This window comes from Nocardioides coralli, assembly GCF_019880385.1.
Lineage (GTDB): Bacteria > Actinomycetota > Actinomycetes > Propionibacteriales > Nocardioidaceae > Nocardioides > Nocardioides coralli.
In genome coordinates, this window is sequence record NZ_CP082273.1 from 1,119,142 (window position 1) to 1,134,928 (window position 15,787).

Annotated in this window: 17 protein-coding genes; 11 read left to right on the top strand and 6 right to left on the bottom strand. The window is 73.0% G+C overall.

The genetic code is table 11. The annotated features are described in order from the left end of the window. The first annotated feature begins 5 nt into the window (after positions 1–5). The 4 genes from K6T13_RS05465 to K6T13_RS05480 are packed head-to-tail and all read left to right on the top strand — an operon-like array spanning position 6 to position 4,040. The gene (locus K6T13_RS05465; protein WP_222897511.1) at positions 6–1,271 is read left to right on the top strand and encodes an ABC transporter substrate-binding protein; all 1,266 of its coding nucleotides are present in this window, start codon (positions 6–8) and stop codon (positions 1,269–1,271) included. Beyond that, positions 1,268–2,137 (top strand): ABC transporter permease, encoded by an 870-nt coding sequence (locus K6T13_RS05470; protein WP_222897512.1) that lies wholly within the window; start codon positions 1,268–1,270, stop codon positions 2,135–2,137. Before K6T13_RS05465 ends, K6T13_RS05470 begins: the two co-directional genes overlap by 4 nt. Further along, on the top strand, positions 2,134–2,919 hold the full coding sequence (locus K6T13_RS05475; RefSeq protein WP_222897513.1) for an ABC transporter permease: 786 nt from the start codon (positions 2,134–2,136) through the stop codon (positions 2,917–2,919). Before K6T13_RS05470 ends, K6T13_RS05475 begins: the two co-directional genes overlap by 4 nt. Next, positions 2,916–4,040 carry an ABC transporter ATP-binding protein gene (locus K6T13_RS05480; RefSeq protein ID WP_222897514.1) on the top strand — a complete coding sequence of 375 codons (1,125 nt, stop codon included), beginning with the start codon at positions 2,916–2,918 and terminating at the stop codon, positions 4,038–4,040. Before K6T13_RS05475 ends, K6T13_RS05480 begins: the two co-directional genes overlap by 4 nt. 33 nt (positions 4,041–4,073) lie before the next feature. On the opposite strand, the gene K6T13_RS05485 is transcribed toward K6T13_RS05480, so the two are convergent. Together K6T13_RS05485 and heR are read right to left on the bottom strand one after the other, a co-directional pair. Next, entirely contained in the window at positions 4,074–5,153 is a 1,080-nt protein-coding gene (locus K6T13_RS05485; RefSeq protein ID WP_222897515.1) for an FUSC family protein, read from the bottom strand. Between the two features lie 45 nt (positions 5,154–5,198). Next, positions 5,199–5,981, bottom strand: a complete 783-nt coding sequence (gene heR / locus K6T13_RS05490) for a heliorhodopsin HeR (protein WP_222897516.1) — start codon at positions 5,979–5,981, stop codon at positions 5,199–5,201. Between the two features lie 100 nt (positions 5,982–6,081). On the opposite strand from heR, the gene K6T13_RS05495 reads away from it, so the two are divergent. The 5 genes from K6T13_RS05495 (at position 6,082) to K6T13_RS05515 (ending at position 11,293) form a co-directional block, all read left to right on the top strand. Then, complete coding sequence (locus K6T13_RS05495; RefSeq protein WP_222897517.1) at positions 6,082–6,426, top strand: ArsR/SmtB family transcription factor; 345 nt, start codon at positions 6,082–6,084, stop codon at positions 6,424–6,426. After that, on the top strand, positions 6,423–7,139 hold the full coding sequence (locus K6T13_RS05500) for a cation diffusion facilitator family transporter (RefSeq protein ID WP_222897518.1): 717 nt from the start codon (positions 6,423–6,425) through the stop codon (positions 7,137–7,139). The genes K6T13_RS05495 and K6T13_RS05500 overlap by 4 nt, the downstream gene beginning before the upstream one ends. Before the next feature lie 54 nt (positions 7,140–7,193). Next, positions 7,194–7,634, top strand: coding sequence for a Fur family transcriptional regulator (locus tag K6T13_RS05505; protein WP_222897519.1), 441 nt, complete (start codon positions 7,194–7,196; stop codon positions 7,632–7,634). 61 nt (positions 7,635–7,695) lie between these two features. After that, on the top strand, positions 7,696–9,888 hold the full coding sequence (gene katG / locus K6T13_RS05510; RefSeq protein ID WP_222897520.1) for a catalase/peroxidase HPI: 2,193 nt from the start codon (positions 7,696–7,698) through the stop codon (positions 9,886–9,888). A gap of 163 nt (positions 9,889–10,051) precedes the next feature. Next, positions 10,052–11,293: an endonuclease/exonuclease/phosphatase family protein gene (locus tag K6T13_RS05515; protein ID WP_222897521.1), complete on the top strand. Its 1,242-nt coding sequence runs from the start codon at positions 10,052–10,054 to the stop codon at positions 11,291–11,293. A 31-nt stretch (positions 11,294–11,324) separates the two neighbouring features. On the opposite strand, the gene K6T13_RS05520 is transcribed toward K6T13_RS05515, so the two are convergent. Next, complete coding sequence (locus K6T13_RS05520; RefSeq protein ID WP_222897522.1) at positions 11,325–12,881, bottom strand: MXAN_6640 family putative metalloprotease; 1,557 nt, start codon at positions 12,879–12,881, stop codon at positions 11,325–11,327. Positions 12,882–12,980: 99 nt separating this feature from the next. After that, positions 12,981–13,379, bottom strand: coding sequence for an FAD synthase family protein (locus tag K6T13_RS05525; protein ID WP_222897523.1), 399 nt, complete (start codon positions 13,377–13,379; stop codon positions 12,981–12,983). 46 nt (positions 13,380–13,425) lie between these two features. Here K6T13_RS05525 and K6T13_RS05530 point away from each other — a divergent pair, with 46 nt between their 5' ends. Both K6T13_RS05530 and K6T13_RS05535 read left to right on the top strand, forming a co-directional pair. After that, positions 13,426–14,688, top strand: a complete 1,263-nt coding sequence (locus tag K6T13_RS05530; RefSeq protein ID WP_222897524.1) for a DUF445 domain-containing protein — start codon at positions 13,426–13,428, stop codon at positions 14,686–14,688. Continuing rightward, positions 14,685–14,933 (top strand): RNA-binding S4 domain-containing protein, encoded by a 249-nt coding sequence (locus K6T13_RS05535; RefSeq protein WP_283247946.1) that lies wholly within the window; start codon positions 14,685–14,687, stop codon positions 14,931–14,933. Before K6T13_RS05530 ends, K6T13_RS05535 begins: the two co-directional genes overlap by 4 nt. A gap of 12 nt (positions 14,934–14,945) precedes the next feature. On the opposite strand, the gene K6T13_RS05540 is transcribed toward K6T13_RS05535, so the two are convergent. Continuing rightward, on the bottom strand, positions 14,946–15,314 hold the full coding sequence (locus K6T13_RS05540) for an FKBP-type peptidyl-prolyl cis-trans isomerase (protein WP_222897525.1): 369 nt from the start codon (positions 15,312–15,314) through the stop codon (positions 14,946–14,948). A 13-nt stretch (positions 15,315–15,327) separates the two neighbouring features. Then, positions 15,328–15,759: a CBS domain-containing protein gene (locus tag K6T13_RS05545; protein WP_222897526.1), complete on the bottom strand. Its 432-nt coding sequence runs from the start codon at positions 15,757–15,759 to the stop codon at positions 15,328–15,330. Positions 15,760–15,787: the final 28 nt, after the last annotated feature.

Here is a 15,787-nt window from a genome sequence, read left to right on the forward strand (position 1 = left end):
GCTGCGTGCGCCTGCGCTCACGCTCCCGCACCCCCCGACCCCCGCGCCCCCGGCGGGCGAGCCTGCTGCTGGCCCTGGCGGCGCCGGTGCTGGCCGCGTGCGCGGCACCGGCCGCGACCACCGCCGACACCGACCGGCCGTGGTCGGCGATCGCGGAGGAGGCTCGAGGGCAGACGGTCTCGCTGTGGATGTGGGGCGGCGACCCCCAGGGCAACGCCTACGTCGACGACGTCCTCGCCCCCGCTGCTGCGGAGCTCGGTGTGACGCTGCGCCGCGTGCCGGTCGCGGACACCGGTGACGCGGTGAACCGGGTGCTGGCCGAGCGCCAGGCCGGCCGGACCGACGGTGACGTGGACCTGGTGTGGGTCAACGGCGACAACTTCCGCACCGGTCGGCAGGCCGACGCCTGGTTGTGCGGGTGGACCGACGCCCTCCCCAACCTGGCCCTGACCGATCCCGAGGACCCGCTCCTGCTCTCCGACTTCGGGGTCCCGGTCGACGGGTGCGAGGCCCCGTGGCACAAGGCGCAGTTCACGCTCGTCTACGACGCCAGCCGGGTGCCGGACCCGCCGACGACCCTCGAGGGAGTGCTCCAGTGGGCCGAGGACAACCCCGGCCGCTTCACCTACCCGGCGCCGCCGGACTTCACCGGCTCGGTCTTCGTGCGTCAGGTCCTCTACAGCGTCGCCGGCGGGCCCGGACAGGTGCCGGCGACCTACGACCAGGCCGCCTACGACGAGCTCGCGCCGCAGCTGTGGCAGCGGTTGCGTGACCTGGCGCCCTCCCTGTGGCGCGGTGGCGCCACCTACCCGCGCGACGTCGCCGCCCTCGACCGCCTCTTCGCCCAGGGCCAGGTCGACATGACCATGACCTATGGCCCGGCAACGCTCACCGAGCTGGTGGAGCAGGGCACCTTCCCCCCGAGCACCCGCGTGCTCACCCTCGAGGAGGGCACCGTCGGCAACGCGAGCTTCCTCGCGATCCCCGCCACCACCGCTGACAGTGCTGGGGCGATGGTCGTGGCCGACCTGGCGCTCTCCCCGGAGCAGCAGGCGGCCAAGGCCGACCCGGCGACGTGGGGTCAGTTCACGGTGCTCGACCTGGAGCGGCTGTCGCCGCCGGAGCGACGGCGCTTCGCGGAGCTGCCGGAGTCAGCGGTGGTCCCGCCCTACGCCGAGCTGTCGCGGGGCGCCGACCCCGAGCTGGCCGCCGACTGGGTGGGTCCGCTCGACGATGGCTGGCGGCGCGACGTCCTGGCCGCGACCCGGTGAGCGTCGGGACGGCAGCGGCCCATGACCGCGGCGACCGGTTCCGCGGGATCCTGGCGGTCGGCCCCGCCGTGCTCGTGGTCGTGCTGGTCGTGGGCACCGGCCTGGTCACGGTGGTGCTGCAGAGCGCGGGGCTGATGCCGCTGGTGGGGCAGCCGCGCCTCTCGGGGGCGGCGTACGCCGGTGCGGCGGACGAGCTGCTCGACGCCACGGTGCTGTCGCTCGTCATCGCCGGCGCGTCGACGCTGGTGGCTGCCGGCGTCGGCCTGGGCGCAGCGATCCTCCTGGTCGCCTCCCCGCGTGGTCGCCGGCTGCTGGCCGCGATCGGGAGCGCACCGATCCCGGTCCCGCACCTCGTGGGTGCGGCGTCGGTCGGGCTGCTGCTCATGGACGGCGGTCTGCTCGCCCGGTGGCTGGGCATCGCCCCCGACGCGTGGCCGGCCCTGGTCGCGGGTCACTGGCCGACCGCCGTGGTCGTGGAGTACGCCTGGAAGGAGTCCGCGTTCGTGGCGCTGGTGGTCACGGCGGCGCTGGCCACCCGGATCGCCGGCTACCACGACACCGCGGCCGTCCTCGGCGCCGACCGGTGGGCGCGGTTCCGGCACGTGACCCTGCCGCTGGCAACACCGGCCCTCGTCGCCGCGTCCGCGATCACGTTCGTCTACACGCTCGGGTCCTACGAGGTCGCCTGGCTGCTGGGGCCGGTCTACCCCGAGCCGCTGCCGGTGATGGCCTACCGGGTCTTCACCTCGACCGACCTCTCGGCCCGCCCGGAGGCGATGGCGGTCGCTGCGGTCACGACGACGCTGTCGTTGGCGTCGGTGCTGGTCGCCCTGGCGTGGCTGCGCCGGACGGCGGTGTGGCGATGAGTGGGATCCGTGTGCTGCGTGCCGGGGCGGGAATGGCGCTGACGGTGTGGTTCCTGCTGCCGCTGGTGCCGCTGCTGCTGTGGGCCGTCGCCGACACCTGGGACGCGCCGGCGCGGCTGCCTCAGGACTGGGGCGGGCGGGGGCTGGAGCTCGCGCTCGCCGAGGGAGGGGTGGCCGCCTCCGGCCGTTCGGTCCTGCTGGGCCTGGTCGTGGCCGGTATCGCGACCCCGCTCGGGGCGGCCGCCGCCCGGGCGCTCGCCCTGCGCACGGCGCCGCTGCCGCGGCTGGTCTCCGTCCTGCTCTTCCTCCCCGTCGCCCTGCCGCTCTTCGCCGTCGTGCTGGGCATCGACGTCACGCTGCTGCGGTTGCGCGTCCCCGGGCTGGTCGGCATCGTGCTGGTCCTCGTCGTGGTCGCGCTGCCCTACACGACCTACCTGATGCGGGTCGCCTACGGCGCCTACGACTCCGCCTTCGAGGACGAGGCGCGCACCCTGGGGGCGGCGCCCCGGGCCGTGCGCTGGCGGGTACGCCGGCCACTGCTGGCGCCCGGGCTGGCCGGGGCGGCCTTCCTCGCCTTCCTCGTCGGCTGGAGCGACTACCTGGTCACGTTGCTCGTCGGCGGCGGGCGCCTGGTCACCCTGCCGCTGCTGGTCGCCGCGACCGCGTCCGGCACCGGCAACGAGCCGACGGTGGCCGTCCTGTCCCTGGCAGCGGTGCTGCCGCCCGTGCTCGTGCTGGTCGGCGTGGGGCTCCTGCGCCGCCGCGTAGGAGGAGTGAGATGAGCGCCGAGCTGTCCCTGCACGCCATCACCCGGGACCACGGTGACGGCTCGCCGCCCGCGCTCTGCGAGGTCGACCTCACCGTGGGGGCCGGGGCCTGCGCCGCGGTGGTGGGCCCCTCCGGCTCGGGCAAGTCGACGGTGCTGCGGATCGCCAGCGGGCTGGACCGCCCCGATGCCGGTGACGTGCTGCTCGACGGCCGCAGCGTGCTGGCGGTGCCGGCGGAGCGGCGCCAGGTCGCGCTGATGCTGCAGCGGCCGTTGCTCTTCCCCCACCTGAGCGTGCTCGACAACGTGGCGTTCCCGGCCCGGGTCGCCGGGGCCTCGCGTCGGGAGGCCCGACGCGGCGCCGCTGACTACCTCGACCTGGTGCGGCTCGACGGCTACGGCCGGCGCCGGGCCGGTGAGCTGTCCGGCGGGCAGGAGCAGCGGGTGGCCCTGGCACGGGCACTCGCCGCCCGGCCCCGGGTGCTGCTGCTCGACGAGCCCTTCAGCGCCCTGGACGTCGCCCTCCGTGCGGAGATGCACGACCTGCTGCGCCACGTCCGCTCGGTGCTGGAGCCCACCATCGTGCTGGTCACCCACGACCCCGGCGAGGCCGCAGCGCTCGCGGACACGGTGGCGGTCCTCGACGGTGGGCGGGTCGAGCAGCACGCCGGGGTCGACCTGCTCTACCGCCGGCCGGCGTCCCTGACCGTGGCCCGGATCATGGGCGGCCGGAACGAGGTGCCCGGCGAGGTCCGCGGAGGGGCCCACCACTCGGTGCTCGGTCGGGTCGCGCTGCCGCCCGACGTGCGCCCGCCGGAGGGAGCCGGGGTGCTCGTGGTGCGCCACGAGTCCGTCGACCTGGTGGCGCCGGAGCCGGGCCTCGTCACCGGCCGGGTTGCGGCCACGACGCCGTCAGGCGCCCGCACCCTCGTCGCTGTCGAGGTGTCGGGCCCGGACCGGCCCGACCTCCGGCTCCACACGGAGGTACCGCCCGGTCACCCCGTGCGACCGGGCGACCTGGTCGGGCTGCGCATCCCCATCCAGGCCGTGGCGGTCGTCCCGACCGGGCGCCCCGCGCAGCCGCCGGTCGACGACGCGGAGTCCGGCGGAGTGGTCCTGGCCGGGGAGTCCGGGTGAGGGTCTCCTGCCGTTCCGTTCCCGGGCCGGGTGTCAGGGCCGGGGTCGCAGCTCGTCGCGGTGGGAGGCGACGTCGTCCACGATCGTCGTGATGTTGAGCAGGGTCGTGATCAGCGCGCCGTAGACCGGCCAGTGCCGGCTGGGCAGCTCCTCGCCGGACAGGTCGCGGGTGAGGCGGTCGAGGTCGGGTCGGACCTGCTCCACCTCGGCGTACGGGTCGGCGACCCGGCGTCCCACGCGACGCAGCAGGTCGGTCCACCGGTCGCGGAACCCGTCGTCCCAGGCGCGGGCCTCGACCACGGACTCGTCGACCACGCGCGCGATCGCCCGCGCCTGGGCGACACCCTCCTCGAGGCGGATGAGCAGCTCGGTCTCCTGGTCCACGTCGGCCGTACGGCGGGACCGGCGGCGACGCACGTTGGCCCACTGGCTCTCCTGGGTGAAGCTCAGGTGCTCCTGCGCACGATCGAGGCGGGCGTCGATGTCCCGCGTCTCCTCGACCCACGCCTGGGTGCCCTCCCGCGCCATGTCGTGACGCAGCTCGGCCGCCATCCGTTCCAGCAGCCTCCCCAGGTCGAGCACCGCCCGATCCAGGGCGCGCTCGGCGATCCGGTCGTCGAGCGGGGGCAGCAGCAGCACGTTGACCACGACGCCGACGCCGACACCGATCAGGGTGTCGAGGAACCGGTCGAGCAGGAGGGCCTCCTGGGTGCCGGCGCCGGAGGTGATGACGAACAGCGCCGTGGTGGCCACCGCGATGCCCTCCTCCTTGATGAGCGGCGTCCGGGCGAGCAGCAGCCCCACCAGCACCGCCGCGCCGAGGCTGGCCGCGCCGAAGCCCAGGGCCGCCGTGGCCAGGTAGGAGAGGACAATCCCGAGCAGCGTCGCCACCACCGACTGGGCGCCGCGCCAGAACGTGCGGTAGACGGTGGCGTGGATGGTGAGCAGGGCGGCCCACGCGGCGAGGAAACCCTGCTCCAGCCCGAGCACCCGGACGGCCAGCAGCCAGGCCACGACAGTCGCGACCACCGCCTTGACCACCTGGAGCAGGTCCGTCTGGACCTCGGGCCGACGCAAGCCGGAGCGGGCTCGGCGCCACCATCGCGACACCATCACACCCCCTGCGGCCGCGTCATCGGGTCGAGCCTAGGGCGCTGGTCAGCCGGCCAGCGACCCCGCGAAGATCTGCCAGGCGAGCGCCGACTTCGCGACCAGGCTGAGGACCAGGTAAGCCCGCTCGCCGAAGGCGTAGCTGCGCCAGGGCCCGACCTCCCGGTACTGCAGCCACTGGTTGACGGCGAAGCTCGAGAACAGGACGAACAGCGAGGCGAAGATGCCGTACACGAAGCCCGGCACCGTCTCGGCGCTCAGGATGTTGTAGCCGATCGCGACCCAGGGCGCCGCGCCCGCGACGCAGCCGAACCAGAAGGCCTTCATGGTGGTGGCGGCCCGGCCGGGCGGGTTCGCGGCCTCCTGCAACCAGCCGAAGAGGATCATCCCGACGTTGGCGCCGGCGATGCCGATGACCGCGGAGAACCCCGTGATGCCGGTGTAGAAGGCAATCAGCACGACCATCAGGGTCGCGCTGACGGAGTACTCCACCCACCGGAACCGGTTGATGCCCGCCCGCAGCCCGGTCTCGTAGCGGTCGCGGAGGACGGTCGCGGTGAGCCCGTGGTCGAGCGCGGCGAGGGCGAGGAAGACGGCGATCGCCCCGCCGATCGGGACGTCGAAGAAGGCCTCGGGTGCCTCCGGAGGGGTGCCCGGAGGCCCCGTGGGCAGGGACGTGGTGACGGTGATCGCGAAGTCGCTGGCCAGCACGAGGACCACCACCGCCTGCGCTGCGTGCAACACGGTGAGCCCCAGGTTCCACCGCCGCAGGGAGCGCAGGCTGCGGTGGTCCACCCCGGAGGCGGTGGCCATGGCTGAGGGCGTGGTCATGGCTCCATCGTGCCAGCGGGCTGAGCACCACACAGGGACAGTACAGCCCTTGCTGGATACATTGCTTGCTGAATACAGCCTCGGGTGTCACGATGGGGACATGACCACGCGCGCCGTCGACACCTTGGAGGCCCTGGCCCGCTTCGGCCACGCGCTGTCCGACCCCACGCGGGCCCGCATCCTCGTGGGGCTGCGCGAGGCGCCGGCCTACCCCGCCGAGCTGTCGGAGCGCCTGGGGGTCTCGCGACAGTCGGTGTCCAACCACCTCGCGTGCCTGCGCGGCTGCGGCCTGGTGGTGGCGGTCCCGGAGGGCCGACGCGTCCGCTACGAGCTGGTGGACGGACGGCTCCGGCACGCCCTGGGCGACCTCGAGGCCCTCGTGCTCGAGGTCGACCCTGCGCTGTGCAGCACCGCCGAGGCCGACGCGACGGGGGTTCCGGCATGACGACGGGGACCCGTTCCGGTGCCCATCCCGTGATCGGGGTCGAGCGGCGCGCCCGTCTCGCGAACCGGGTGCGGCTGCTGGTGCTGCTGACCATCGGCTACAACCTCCTCGAGGCGACCGTCGCGCTCACGGCCGGAGCGCTGGCAGGGTCTGCGGCACTGATCGGCTTCGGCCTCGACTCGGTGATCGAGGTGTCCTCGGCGGTCGCGGTGCTCTGGCAGTTCTCCCGGCCCGACCACGAGGTCCGGGAGCGCGCCACGTTGCGGGTCATCGCGGGGTCGTTCCTGGCGTTGGCGGTCTTCATCTCCTACGACGCGGTGGACGCCCTCGTCCGGCAGGAGCAGCCAGACCCCTCCACGATCGGCATCGCCGTCGCTGCGCTGAGCCTGCTGGTCATGCCTGCCCTGTCCCGCCTCCAGAGGCGCACCGGGTGGGAGCTCGGTTCCCACTCGGCAGTCGCCGACTCCAGGCAGACCCTGCTGTGCGCCTGCATGTCGGCGGTGCTGCTCGTCGGGTTGCTGGCCAACGCCTGGCTCGGCTGGTGGTGGGCCGACCCGGTCGCCGCCCTCGGCATCGCGGGGCTGGCCGTACGTGAGGGGTTCAACGCCTGGCGCGGCGACGCCTGCTGCACCGTGGGCGGTCTGCGTGACGCGCACGCCGTGGACCCCGCTGACCAGCAGGACGTGCGCAGCCCGGGGGACACGTGCTGCTGACGTCCTCGGACCTGTTCTCTTGACTCGTTCAAGAAAGTGGGGGAGGCTCGGGACGTGCCCCACGCGACCGAGCTCGAGCAGAGCCTGCGCGGCGCCGGCCTGCGGGTGACCCGGCCCCGGGTGGCTGTGCTGGCGACGGTCCACGAGCAGCCCCACGCCGACACCGGCTCGATCATCCGCGCCGTGCGCGCCGAGCTGGGCGAGGTCTCCCACCAGGCCGTCTATGACGTGCTGCGGGCGCTGACGGCCGCCGGGCTGGTCCGCTCCATCGAGCCCGCAGGCTCCGTCGTACGGTACGAGGCGCGGGTCGGCGACAACCACCACCACGTGGTGTGCCGCAGCTGCGGGGCGATCGCCGACGTCGACTGCGCCACCGGCGTGGCGCCGTGCCTGGCGCCGGCGGGGGAGCAGGAGTTCGAGATCGACGAGGCCGAGGTCGTCTACTGGGGCCGTTGCCCCGAGTGCGTCGCCGCGGCCGGCACGACCCACAGCTGAAACGACACCGAGACCAGCACCAGACCCACGCGAGTTCCACACCGACACAGAGAGGTACGACGTGACCCAGCACGGCAGCGAGAGCGAGAACCCGGTCATCGACGCTCCCACCCCGGAGCACCCGCACCCGCGGACCAACCGGGACTGGTGGCCCAACCAGCTCCCGCTCAACGTCCTCCACCAGCACACGCCGCAGGGCAACCCCATGGGAGAGGACTTCGACTACGCCGCGGCCTTCGCCGAGCTCGACGTCGAGGAGCTCAAGCGCGACGTCATCGAGGTGATGACCACCTCGCAGGAGTGGTGGCCGGCCGACTACGGCCACTACGGCCCGCTCTTCATCCGGCTCAGCTGGCACGCGGCCGGCACCTACCGGATCGAGGACGGCCGCGGCGGCGGCGGTGACGGCTCGCAGCGCTTCGCCCCCCTCAACAGCTGGCCCGACAACGCCAACCTCGACAAGGCGCGGCGGATCCTGTGGCCGGTGAAGAAGAAGCACGGCACGAAGATCTCCTGGGCCGACCTCCTCGTGTTCGCGGGCAACTGCGCACTGGAGGACATGGGGTTCAAGACCTTCGGGTTCGGCTTCGGTCGCGAGGACATCTACGAGCCCGAGGAGATCTTCTGGGGCCCGGAGGACACGTGGCTCGGTGACGAGCGCTACCGCGAGGACGAGCCGCTCGACCTCGAAGGGACGCCCTTCGGCAACGTCACGATGGGGCTGATCTACGTCAACCCGGAGGGCCCCCAGGGCAAGCCGGACCCGGTCGCCGCGGCCCACGACATCCGGCTGACCTTCGGGCGCATGGCCATGAACGACGAGGAGACGGTCGCCCTCATCGCCGGTGGCCACTCTTTCGGGCGCACCCACGGCGCCTCCACGGCTGACGACCACGTCGGGCCCGAGCCCGAGGGCGCCCCGCTGGAGGAGCAGGGCTTCGGCTGGCGCAACACCTACGGCACCGGCAAGGGACCCGACACGATCACCAGCGGTCTCGAGGTGATCTGGACCCAGACCCCCATCACGTGGAGCCACGGGTTCTTCCAGAACCTCTTCGGCCACGAGTGGGAGCTCGTCCAGAGCCCCGCCGGCGCGTGGCAGTGGGAGGCCAAGGACGCCGAGGCGACCATCCCGGACGGCCACGGCGGACCCGACCGCAAGCCGACCATGCTGACCACCGACCTCGCGCTGCGCTTCGACCCCGAGTACGAGAAGATCTCGCGGCGCTTCCTGGAGAACCCCCAGGAGCTGGCCGACGCCTTCGCCCGCGCCTGGTACAAGCTGCTCCACCGCGACATGGGTCCGGTGACGCGCTACCTCGGCCCCTGGGTCGCGGAGCCCCAGATCTGGCAGGACCCGGTGCCGGCGGTCGACCACGACCTCGTCACCGACGCGGACGTGACCGACCTCAAGCAGCGCGTCCTCGACGCCGGTCTGTCGGTGAGCCAGCTGGTGGGCACCGCCTGGGCCTCCGCCTCGACCTACCGCGACACCGACAAGCGGGGTGGCGCCAACGGCGCCCGGATCCGCCTCGAGCCCCAGCGGAGCTGGCGGGCTAACGACCCGGAGCAGCTCGCCTCCGTGCTCGAGACCCTCGAGCAGGTCCGCCAGGACTTCAACGAGGCCGGCGGCCGCCAGGTCTCCATGGCCGACCTGATCGTCCTGGCGGGCGCCGCCGGCGTCGAGAAGGCCGCCCGTGAGGCCGGTGTCGAGGTGACCGTGCCGTTCGTGCCCGGTCGTACCGACGCCACCGAGGAGCAGACCGACGCCGACTCCTTCGCGGTCCTCGAGCCGCGTGCCGACGGCTTCCGCAACTACCTCCAGGCCGGCGCCAAGGTCTCCCCGGAGACGCTGCTGCTCGACAAGGCCAACCTGCTCGCCCTCTCGGCCCCCGAGATGAGCGTGCTGGTGGCGGGGATGCGGGCCCTCGGGGCCACGACCGCCGGCGTCCCCCACGGCGTGTTCACCGACCGGCCGGGCGCGCTCACCACGGACTTCTTCGTCAACCTCCTCGACAACAGCGTCGAGTGGAAGGCGTCGCAGTCCGACGAGCAGGTCTTCGAGGGCCGGGCTCGCGGCACCGACGACGTGCGGTGGACCGCCACCGCCGCCGACCTGGTGTTCGGCGCGAACTCGCAGCTGCGGGCCATCGCCGAGGTCTACGCCGCCGACGACGCGCACGAGAAGTTCGTGCACGACTTCGTCGCGGCCTGGGACAAGGTGATGACCCTGGATCGGTTCGACCTGGCCTGAGAGCCGGCCTGGGAACAGGACGGGGTCGACGAGGGGCCGGTCGGGTGGTGACATCCGGCCGGCCCCTCGGTCGTCCGGTGGCCAGGACGGGCGGCGACCCGTCGCCGACGGTTCACCCGGGGGAGGGTGTCGGCATCGGCCCGCACCGCTTAGGTTGGGCTGCATGTCTCGGAAGCCCCTGGCCGTGCCGATCGCCCTCATCGCCCTCCTCGTCACCGTCCTGGCCCTGCCCGCGGCCGCGGACGGCGACCGTGACGACGACGGTGCCGACGGCGACCGCCGAGAGCGGGCGGTGCGGTTCGCGACCTACAACGCCTCGCTCAACCGCTTCAACGAGGGTGACCTCGTGCGGGACCTGTCGACGCCCGACGACGCGCAGGCCCGGAAGGTCGCCGAGGTCGTCCAGCGCACCCGTCCCGACGTCCTGCTCGTCAACGAGTTCGACTACGACGCGGCGGGGGAGGCGGCCGACCTGTTCCGGGAGAACTACCTCGAGGTCGCCCAGAACGGCGCGAGCCCGGTGGACTACCCCTACGTCTTCGTCGCGCCCTCCAACACCGGCATCCCGAGCGGCCACGACCTCGACAACCGGAACGGTGTCGGTGGACCCGGCGACGCGTTCGGCTTCGGGTTCTTCCCCGGCCAGTTCGGCATGGTCGTTTTCTCGAGGTACCCGATCGACATCGACGCGGCCCGCACGTTCCAGCGCTTCCGGTGGGCGGACATGCCGGGCGCGATGCTCCCGGACGACCCGGCGAGGCCGGGGCCGGCGGACTGGTACTCGCCCGAGGAGCTGGAGGACGTCCGGCTCTCCAGCAAGTCCCACTGGGACCTGCCGATCGAGGTGGGTGACGACGACACCGTCCACTTCCTCGTCTCCCACCCCACGCCGCCGGTGTTCGACGGTCCCGAGGACCGCAACGGCACCCGCAACCACGACGAGATCCGGTTCTGGGCCGACTACGTGGGCAGCCGCAAGCGGTCGCGCTACATCTACGACGACGAGGGCGGCCGCGGCGGCCTGCGTCCGGGGGCGCGCTTCGTGATCGCCGGTGACCAGAACGCCGACCCGCGCGACGGCGACTCGGTCCCCGGTGCCGTGCAGCAGCTGCTCGACCACCCGCGGGTCAACGACCGGGACACGCCCGCCAGCGCCGGTGCCGTCCAGGCTGCCGCCACCCAGCCGGGCAACGAGGGCCACGCGTCACCGCCGCAGTTCGACACGGCCGACTTCGGGGAGCCCCCCGGCAACCTGCGCGTCGACTACGTGCTGCCCTCGAAGCAGCTGAGGATCCGCGACTCCGCGGTGTTCTGGCCCCGGGCGGGAGACCCCCACGCCGACCTGGTGGACGCCAGCGACCACCGGCTGGTCTGGGTGGAGGTCCGGCGCGCCGACGACGACTGACCCGATGAGGTGAGTCTGGCGGGCCGGCCGGTCAGCCGCTCCGGGTGGTCCGGAAGGTGACGGCGTACCGACGGTCGTCGTCGCGGGACCGGCCGCCACAGGAGTAGCCGGTGACGTACTTGCCGCGGCAGTCGAACCGGGTCGAGGTGTTGGCGACGACGACCCACACCCGCGAGGTCTGCCGGCGGTTGAAGGGCACGGTCACGACGCCGTCGCCGTTGCCGTCCAGCGCCACGCTCGTCCGCCGGAGGGCGCCCGAGGCGGTACGTCGCACGACCGTGGCCCGCGGCCCCGTCTTCCGGGCCGGCCCGTCGACCCGCACCCGCAGCTGCCACCGCCGGTCGTCGAGCGTCCGGGCCGGGCGGACCCGGAACACGTAGCCGGCCAGGTGCCGGACCCGGAAGCCCTGGTCGGACTCGACGCCCTGGTTGCGGCCCAGGCTGCCGTCGTAGGCCAGCCGTGGGCTCGGCCAGTGCTTGCCCTCGGGGTAGGAGCGGGCGGGCACGACGTTGGCGGCGAGGAACCCGAGGTAGGTGCGGGCGAAGGGCGCGGAGCGGGGGAGCGCTGCTTCCAGGGCCCTCGTGGACCAGGCCCGGCCGTCACCGGGACCGTTCCCGGCCTCGCGCCAGACCTTCCGGACGAAGCCGGTGCCGAACCGCTGCGTGAGGTGCTCGACGAACGCCCAGTTGCCGTACTGACTGGTCCCGCTCCGGTCGAAGTAGTCCAGCGGGATGTCGGGCCGGGCGACCTGTCCCTGCGGGAGGTAGCGGCGGTTGTCGTTGACGGCGTCGGCGAAGCGCTCCTCCATCCACGTCGCCGTCGCCTCCATCAGCCACGGGTCCTCGAGGTAGTCGTAGGCGAACTGGACGGCGTGGAAGAACTCGTGGGCCGCGGTCACCCGGAGGCTGTGGACGGGCTTGGCTGCGTACTGCGAGCGGGCGAAGTCGTTGTCCAGGACGCAGTAGCCGGACGCGAGTCGCCGGTTGCCCGGCTTGGTGAGCTCGGGGGCGCAGTAGCCGAAGAGCCCCTGGTCGCCCACGTCGGCCAGGTAGACGTCGAACTTGGCGTTGCCACCCCGGCGGCCGTCGCGGAGCGGACGCCGGTAGCCCATCTTGCCCACCTGCTGCGACCACACCCGGTCGACCGTCGTCAGCGTGCGCCGTGCCCAGGCGGCGGTGGCCCGGTCACGCGTCCGCTTCACCCGGTGCACGCAGATCCGGCCGTTGCACGTCTTGACCGATCGCGCGCGGTAGCCGTCGCCGTACGGGTCCTGGGCGCCCTCCGTGGGGCGTGCCAGCATGCGCTCGGCCCGCCTGCGCTCGGCGCCCTCGAGCTGGGGGAGCGACCGGAACAGGTCGCGGAGCGCGATGGTGGCCTCGGGCTGGTCGTGCCCCACATGACCCGCCGGCGGATCGCCGTCGGCGTCACCCGCGAGGGCCTCCTCCGCCAGCGCCAGCGCCCGCTCCGCCTCGCCCGCAACCCCCTCAGGTGCGCGGGACGCCCGGTCGTCGGCGTACCCCACGGCAGGGCCGAGAGGGGCCGACAGGAGGGCGACGACGGCGACGAGGGCGGCGGCGGTGCGGCGCATGGTGCTCCGTTCCGGGGTGGGGCGGGGGCGCTGGAGCGCGGGGGAAGGATCCGCAGCCATCGAGGGTAGACGCCCCGGGCGGTCGGCGTGGGAGGACGCTCAGGAGGCGCCGGAGATCTTCTCGATCAGCGCGGTCGTCGAGATCGCCGGCGTGCGGGAGAGGTAGACGACCTCGCAGATGTCCTCGAGCTCGTCGAACTTGCCGGCCCAGTCGTCGCCCATCACGAGCACGTCGGCGGCGTGCTGGAGGATGTAGTCGCGCTTCTGCTCGAGGCTCTCCTCGACGAAGACCTCGTCCACGGCACGCAGCGCACCGACGATCGCGAGCCGCTCGGCCTCGCTGAAGACCGGCTCCCGTCCCTTCTTGCGCAGGTTGAGCGCGTCGGCCGACACGCCGACGACCAGACGGTCCCCGAGGGCCGCTGCACGCTCGATGACGCGCAGGTGCCCCACGTGGAAGACGTCGAAGGTGCCGAAGGTGATGACGGTCCGCGACATCCCGGCATTCTGGCAGCGTCCCCCGCGTAGGGAAGAATCGACCGTGATGAGCACCACCGTCCCCCTGGTCACCGCCAACCCGGCCGCCGACGACCTGCGCAGGCGCGGGTTGCGCCGGATGCGGAGCGTGGCCGTCGGCCTGCTCCTCCTGGCCGCCGTGGTCTACCTGCTGACCCTGGGCGAGGACGGCTTCCTCGGCTTCGTCAACGCCGGAGCCGAGGCGTCGATGGTGGGCGCCATCGCGGACTGGTTCGCGGTGACTGCCCTCTTCCGGCACCCCTTGCGCATCCCGGTGCCACACACGGCGCTGGTGCCGCGCCGCAAGGACGACCTCGGGCGCAGCCTCGAGGAGTTCTTCGGGGAGAACTTCCTGCAGGAGACGATCATCCGGGACCGGGTGGCAGCGGCGGCGGTCGCCAACCGGATCGGCCACTGGGCGGCCGAGCCCGCCAATGCCCGGCGGGTCGTCGACGAGGTCGCCGACATCGTGGCCCTCGCCCTCGCGCGGGTACGCGACGACCAGGTCACCGAGCTCGTGGAGCGAGCCCTCGTGCCCCGCTTCCGGGAAGAGCCGATCGCCCCCGTGCTGGGCAGCTTCGTGGTCGAGGCGGTCCGGGACGACCTGCACCACGGTGTCGTCGACCTGGCGCTCGAGGAGCTGCACCGCTGGCTGTCGGAGAACCCCGAGACCGTCCGCGAGGTCCTCAGCGAGCGGGCGCCGTGGTGGGCGCCGCCCCGGCTCAACGAGGCCGTCACCACCCGGATCCACGTCGAGGCGGTCCGGTGGATCGCCGACATCCGCGACGACCCGCAGCACCACGCCCGCGCTGCCCTCGACTCGATGCTGGGCCAGCTCGGGCAGGACCTGCTCTTCGACCCGGCGACGCAGGCACGCGCCGAGGCGCTCAAGGAGCGCCTCCTCGACCACCCGCAGTTCGCCGCGACTGGGGTGTCGCTCTGGAACGCCCTGCGCAAGGCACTGCTGGGCGCGCTGCGCGACCCGCACGGCGAGCTGCGGTCGCGGCTCCAGGCCGAGCTGGTCGCGTTCGCCGAGCGGGTCACCGTCGACGAGGACCTCCGCCGTCGTCTCGACGGCCTCGCGGCGGACGCCGCGGTCTTCGTCGTCGAGCGGTACGGCGCCGAGCTGACCACCGTCATCACCCACACCATCGAGCGGTGGGACGGCCACGAGGCCGCCCGCCGGATCGAGCTCCACGTGGGTCGGGACCTGCAGTTCATCCGGATCAACGGCACCATCGTCGGCGGCCTGGTCGGCGTGCTGATCCACACCGTGGCGGTGCTGCTGTGAGCGGCGAGCCGGTCGACGTCCCGATCCGCGACCGGTCCATCCGGCTGGGCCAGTTCCTCAAGCTCGCCAACCTGGTCGAGAGCGGTGCGGACGCCAAGCCGCTCATCCAGGATGGTCACGTGCTGGTCAACGGTGAGGTCGAGACCCGCCGCGGGCGGCAGCTGGAGCTGGGCGACGTCGTGTCGCTGGCCGGGCAGTCGGCCCGCGTCGCCGACGAGGCGAACGAGGACGACCTGCCGTGGTGATGGCGGCGAGGCTCAGCGCACGCCGAGCAGGTCGACCACGAAGATCAGGGTCTCGCCCGGCTGGATGACGCCGCCGGCACCGCGGTCGCCGTAGCCGAGGTGGGGCGGGATCACGAGCTGCCGCCGGCCCCCGACCTTCATGCCCTGGACCCCCTGGTCCCACCCGGAGATGACCTGGCCGACCCCGAGGCGGAACTGCAGCGGCTCGCCCCGGTTGTAGGAGGCGTCGAACTCCTCGCCGGTCGAGTGGGCCACCCCGACGTAGTGCACCGACACCGTCGACCCGGGGGCGGCCTCCGCGCCGTCGCCCTCGGTGACGTCGGTGATGACCAGCTCGGTCGGGGGTTCGGGGTCGAAGAACTCGATCTCGGGCTTGTCCATGGGGGCCTTCCGGTCAGGACTGGTGGACGTAGTGGTCGAGCTGGTCGCGCTCGAACTGCAGCTGGTCGATGCGGTGCTTGACGACGTCGCCGATGCTGATCACGCCGACGAGACGACCCTCGTGGACCACGGGGAGGTGGCGGACCCGGTGCTCGGTCATCACCTTCATGAGGTCGTCGAGGACGGCGTCCGGATCGCAGGTCTCGACCTCGGTGGTCATGATCGCCGACACCGCACCGTCGAGGACGGCCTCGTCGTCGTGGAGACGGCGGACGACGTCGCGCTCGCTGACGATCCCGTCGACCGAGGACCCGTCGGCACTGACGATGAGGGCGCCCACGTTGTGCTCGGCCAGGAGCGTCAGCAGCTCGCGCACGCTCGCGTCCGGGCTGATGGTGATGACGTCCTGGGACTGCTTGGCGTTGAGAACGTCGCCGATCCGCATCCTGACCTCCCGCTCACTGGCCCCCGTC

Bases quoted from the DNA above. Each gene is read 5' to 3' on its own strand.
- K6T13_RS05475 (WP_222897513.1), top strand. From the start codon at position 2,134: ATGAGTGGGATCCGTGTGCTGCGTGCCGGGGCGGGAATGGCGCTGACG.
- K6T13_RS05480 (WP_222897514.1), top strand. From the start codon at position 2,916: ATGAGCGCCGAGCTGTCCCTGCACGCCATCACCCGGGACCACGGTGAC.
- K6T13_RS05485 (WP_222897515.1), bottom strand. From the start codon at position 5,153: ATGGTGTCGCGATGGTGGCGCCGAGCCCGCTCCGGCTTGCGTCGGCCC.
- heR (WP_222897516.1), bottom strand. From the start codon at position 5,981: ATGACCACGCCCTCAGCCATGGCCACCGCCTCCGGGGTGGACCACCGC.
- K6T13_RS05495 (WP_222897517.1), top strand. From the start codon at position 6,082: ATGACCACGCGCGCCGTCGACACCTTGGAGGCCCTGGCCCGCTTCGGC.
- K6T13_RS05500 (WP_222897518.1), top strand. From the start codon at position 6,423: ATGACGACGGGGACCCGTTCCGGTGCCCATCCCGTGATCGGGGTCGAG.
- K6T13_RS05515 (WP_222897521.1), top strand. From the start codon at position 10,052: ATGTCTCGGAAGCCCCTGGCCGTGCCGATCGCCCTCATCGCCCTCCTC.
- K6T13_RS05520 (WP_222897522.1), bottom strand. From the start codon at position 12,881: ATGCGCCGCACCGCCGCCGCCCTCGTCGCCGTCGTCGCCCTCCTGTCG.
- K6T13_RS05525 (WP_222897523.1), bottom strand. From the start codon at position 13,379: ATGTCGCGGACCGTCATCACCTTCGGCACCTTCGACGTCTTCCACGTG.
- K6T13_RS05530 (WP_222897524.1), top strand. From the start codon at position 13,426: ATGAGCACCACCGTCCCCCTGGTCACCGCCAACCCGGCCGCCGACGAC.
- K6T13_RS05540 (WP_222897525.1), bottom strand. From the start codon at position 15,314: ATGGACAAGCCCGAGATCGAGTTCTTCGACCCCGAACCCCCGACCGAG.
- K6T13_RS05545 (WP_222897526.1), bottom strand. From the start codon at position 15,759: ATGCGGATCGGCGACGTTCTCAACGCCAAGCAGTCCCAGGACGTCATC.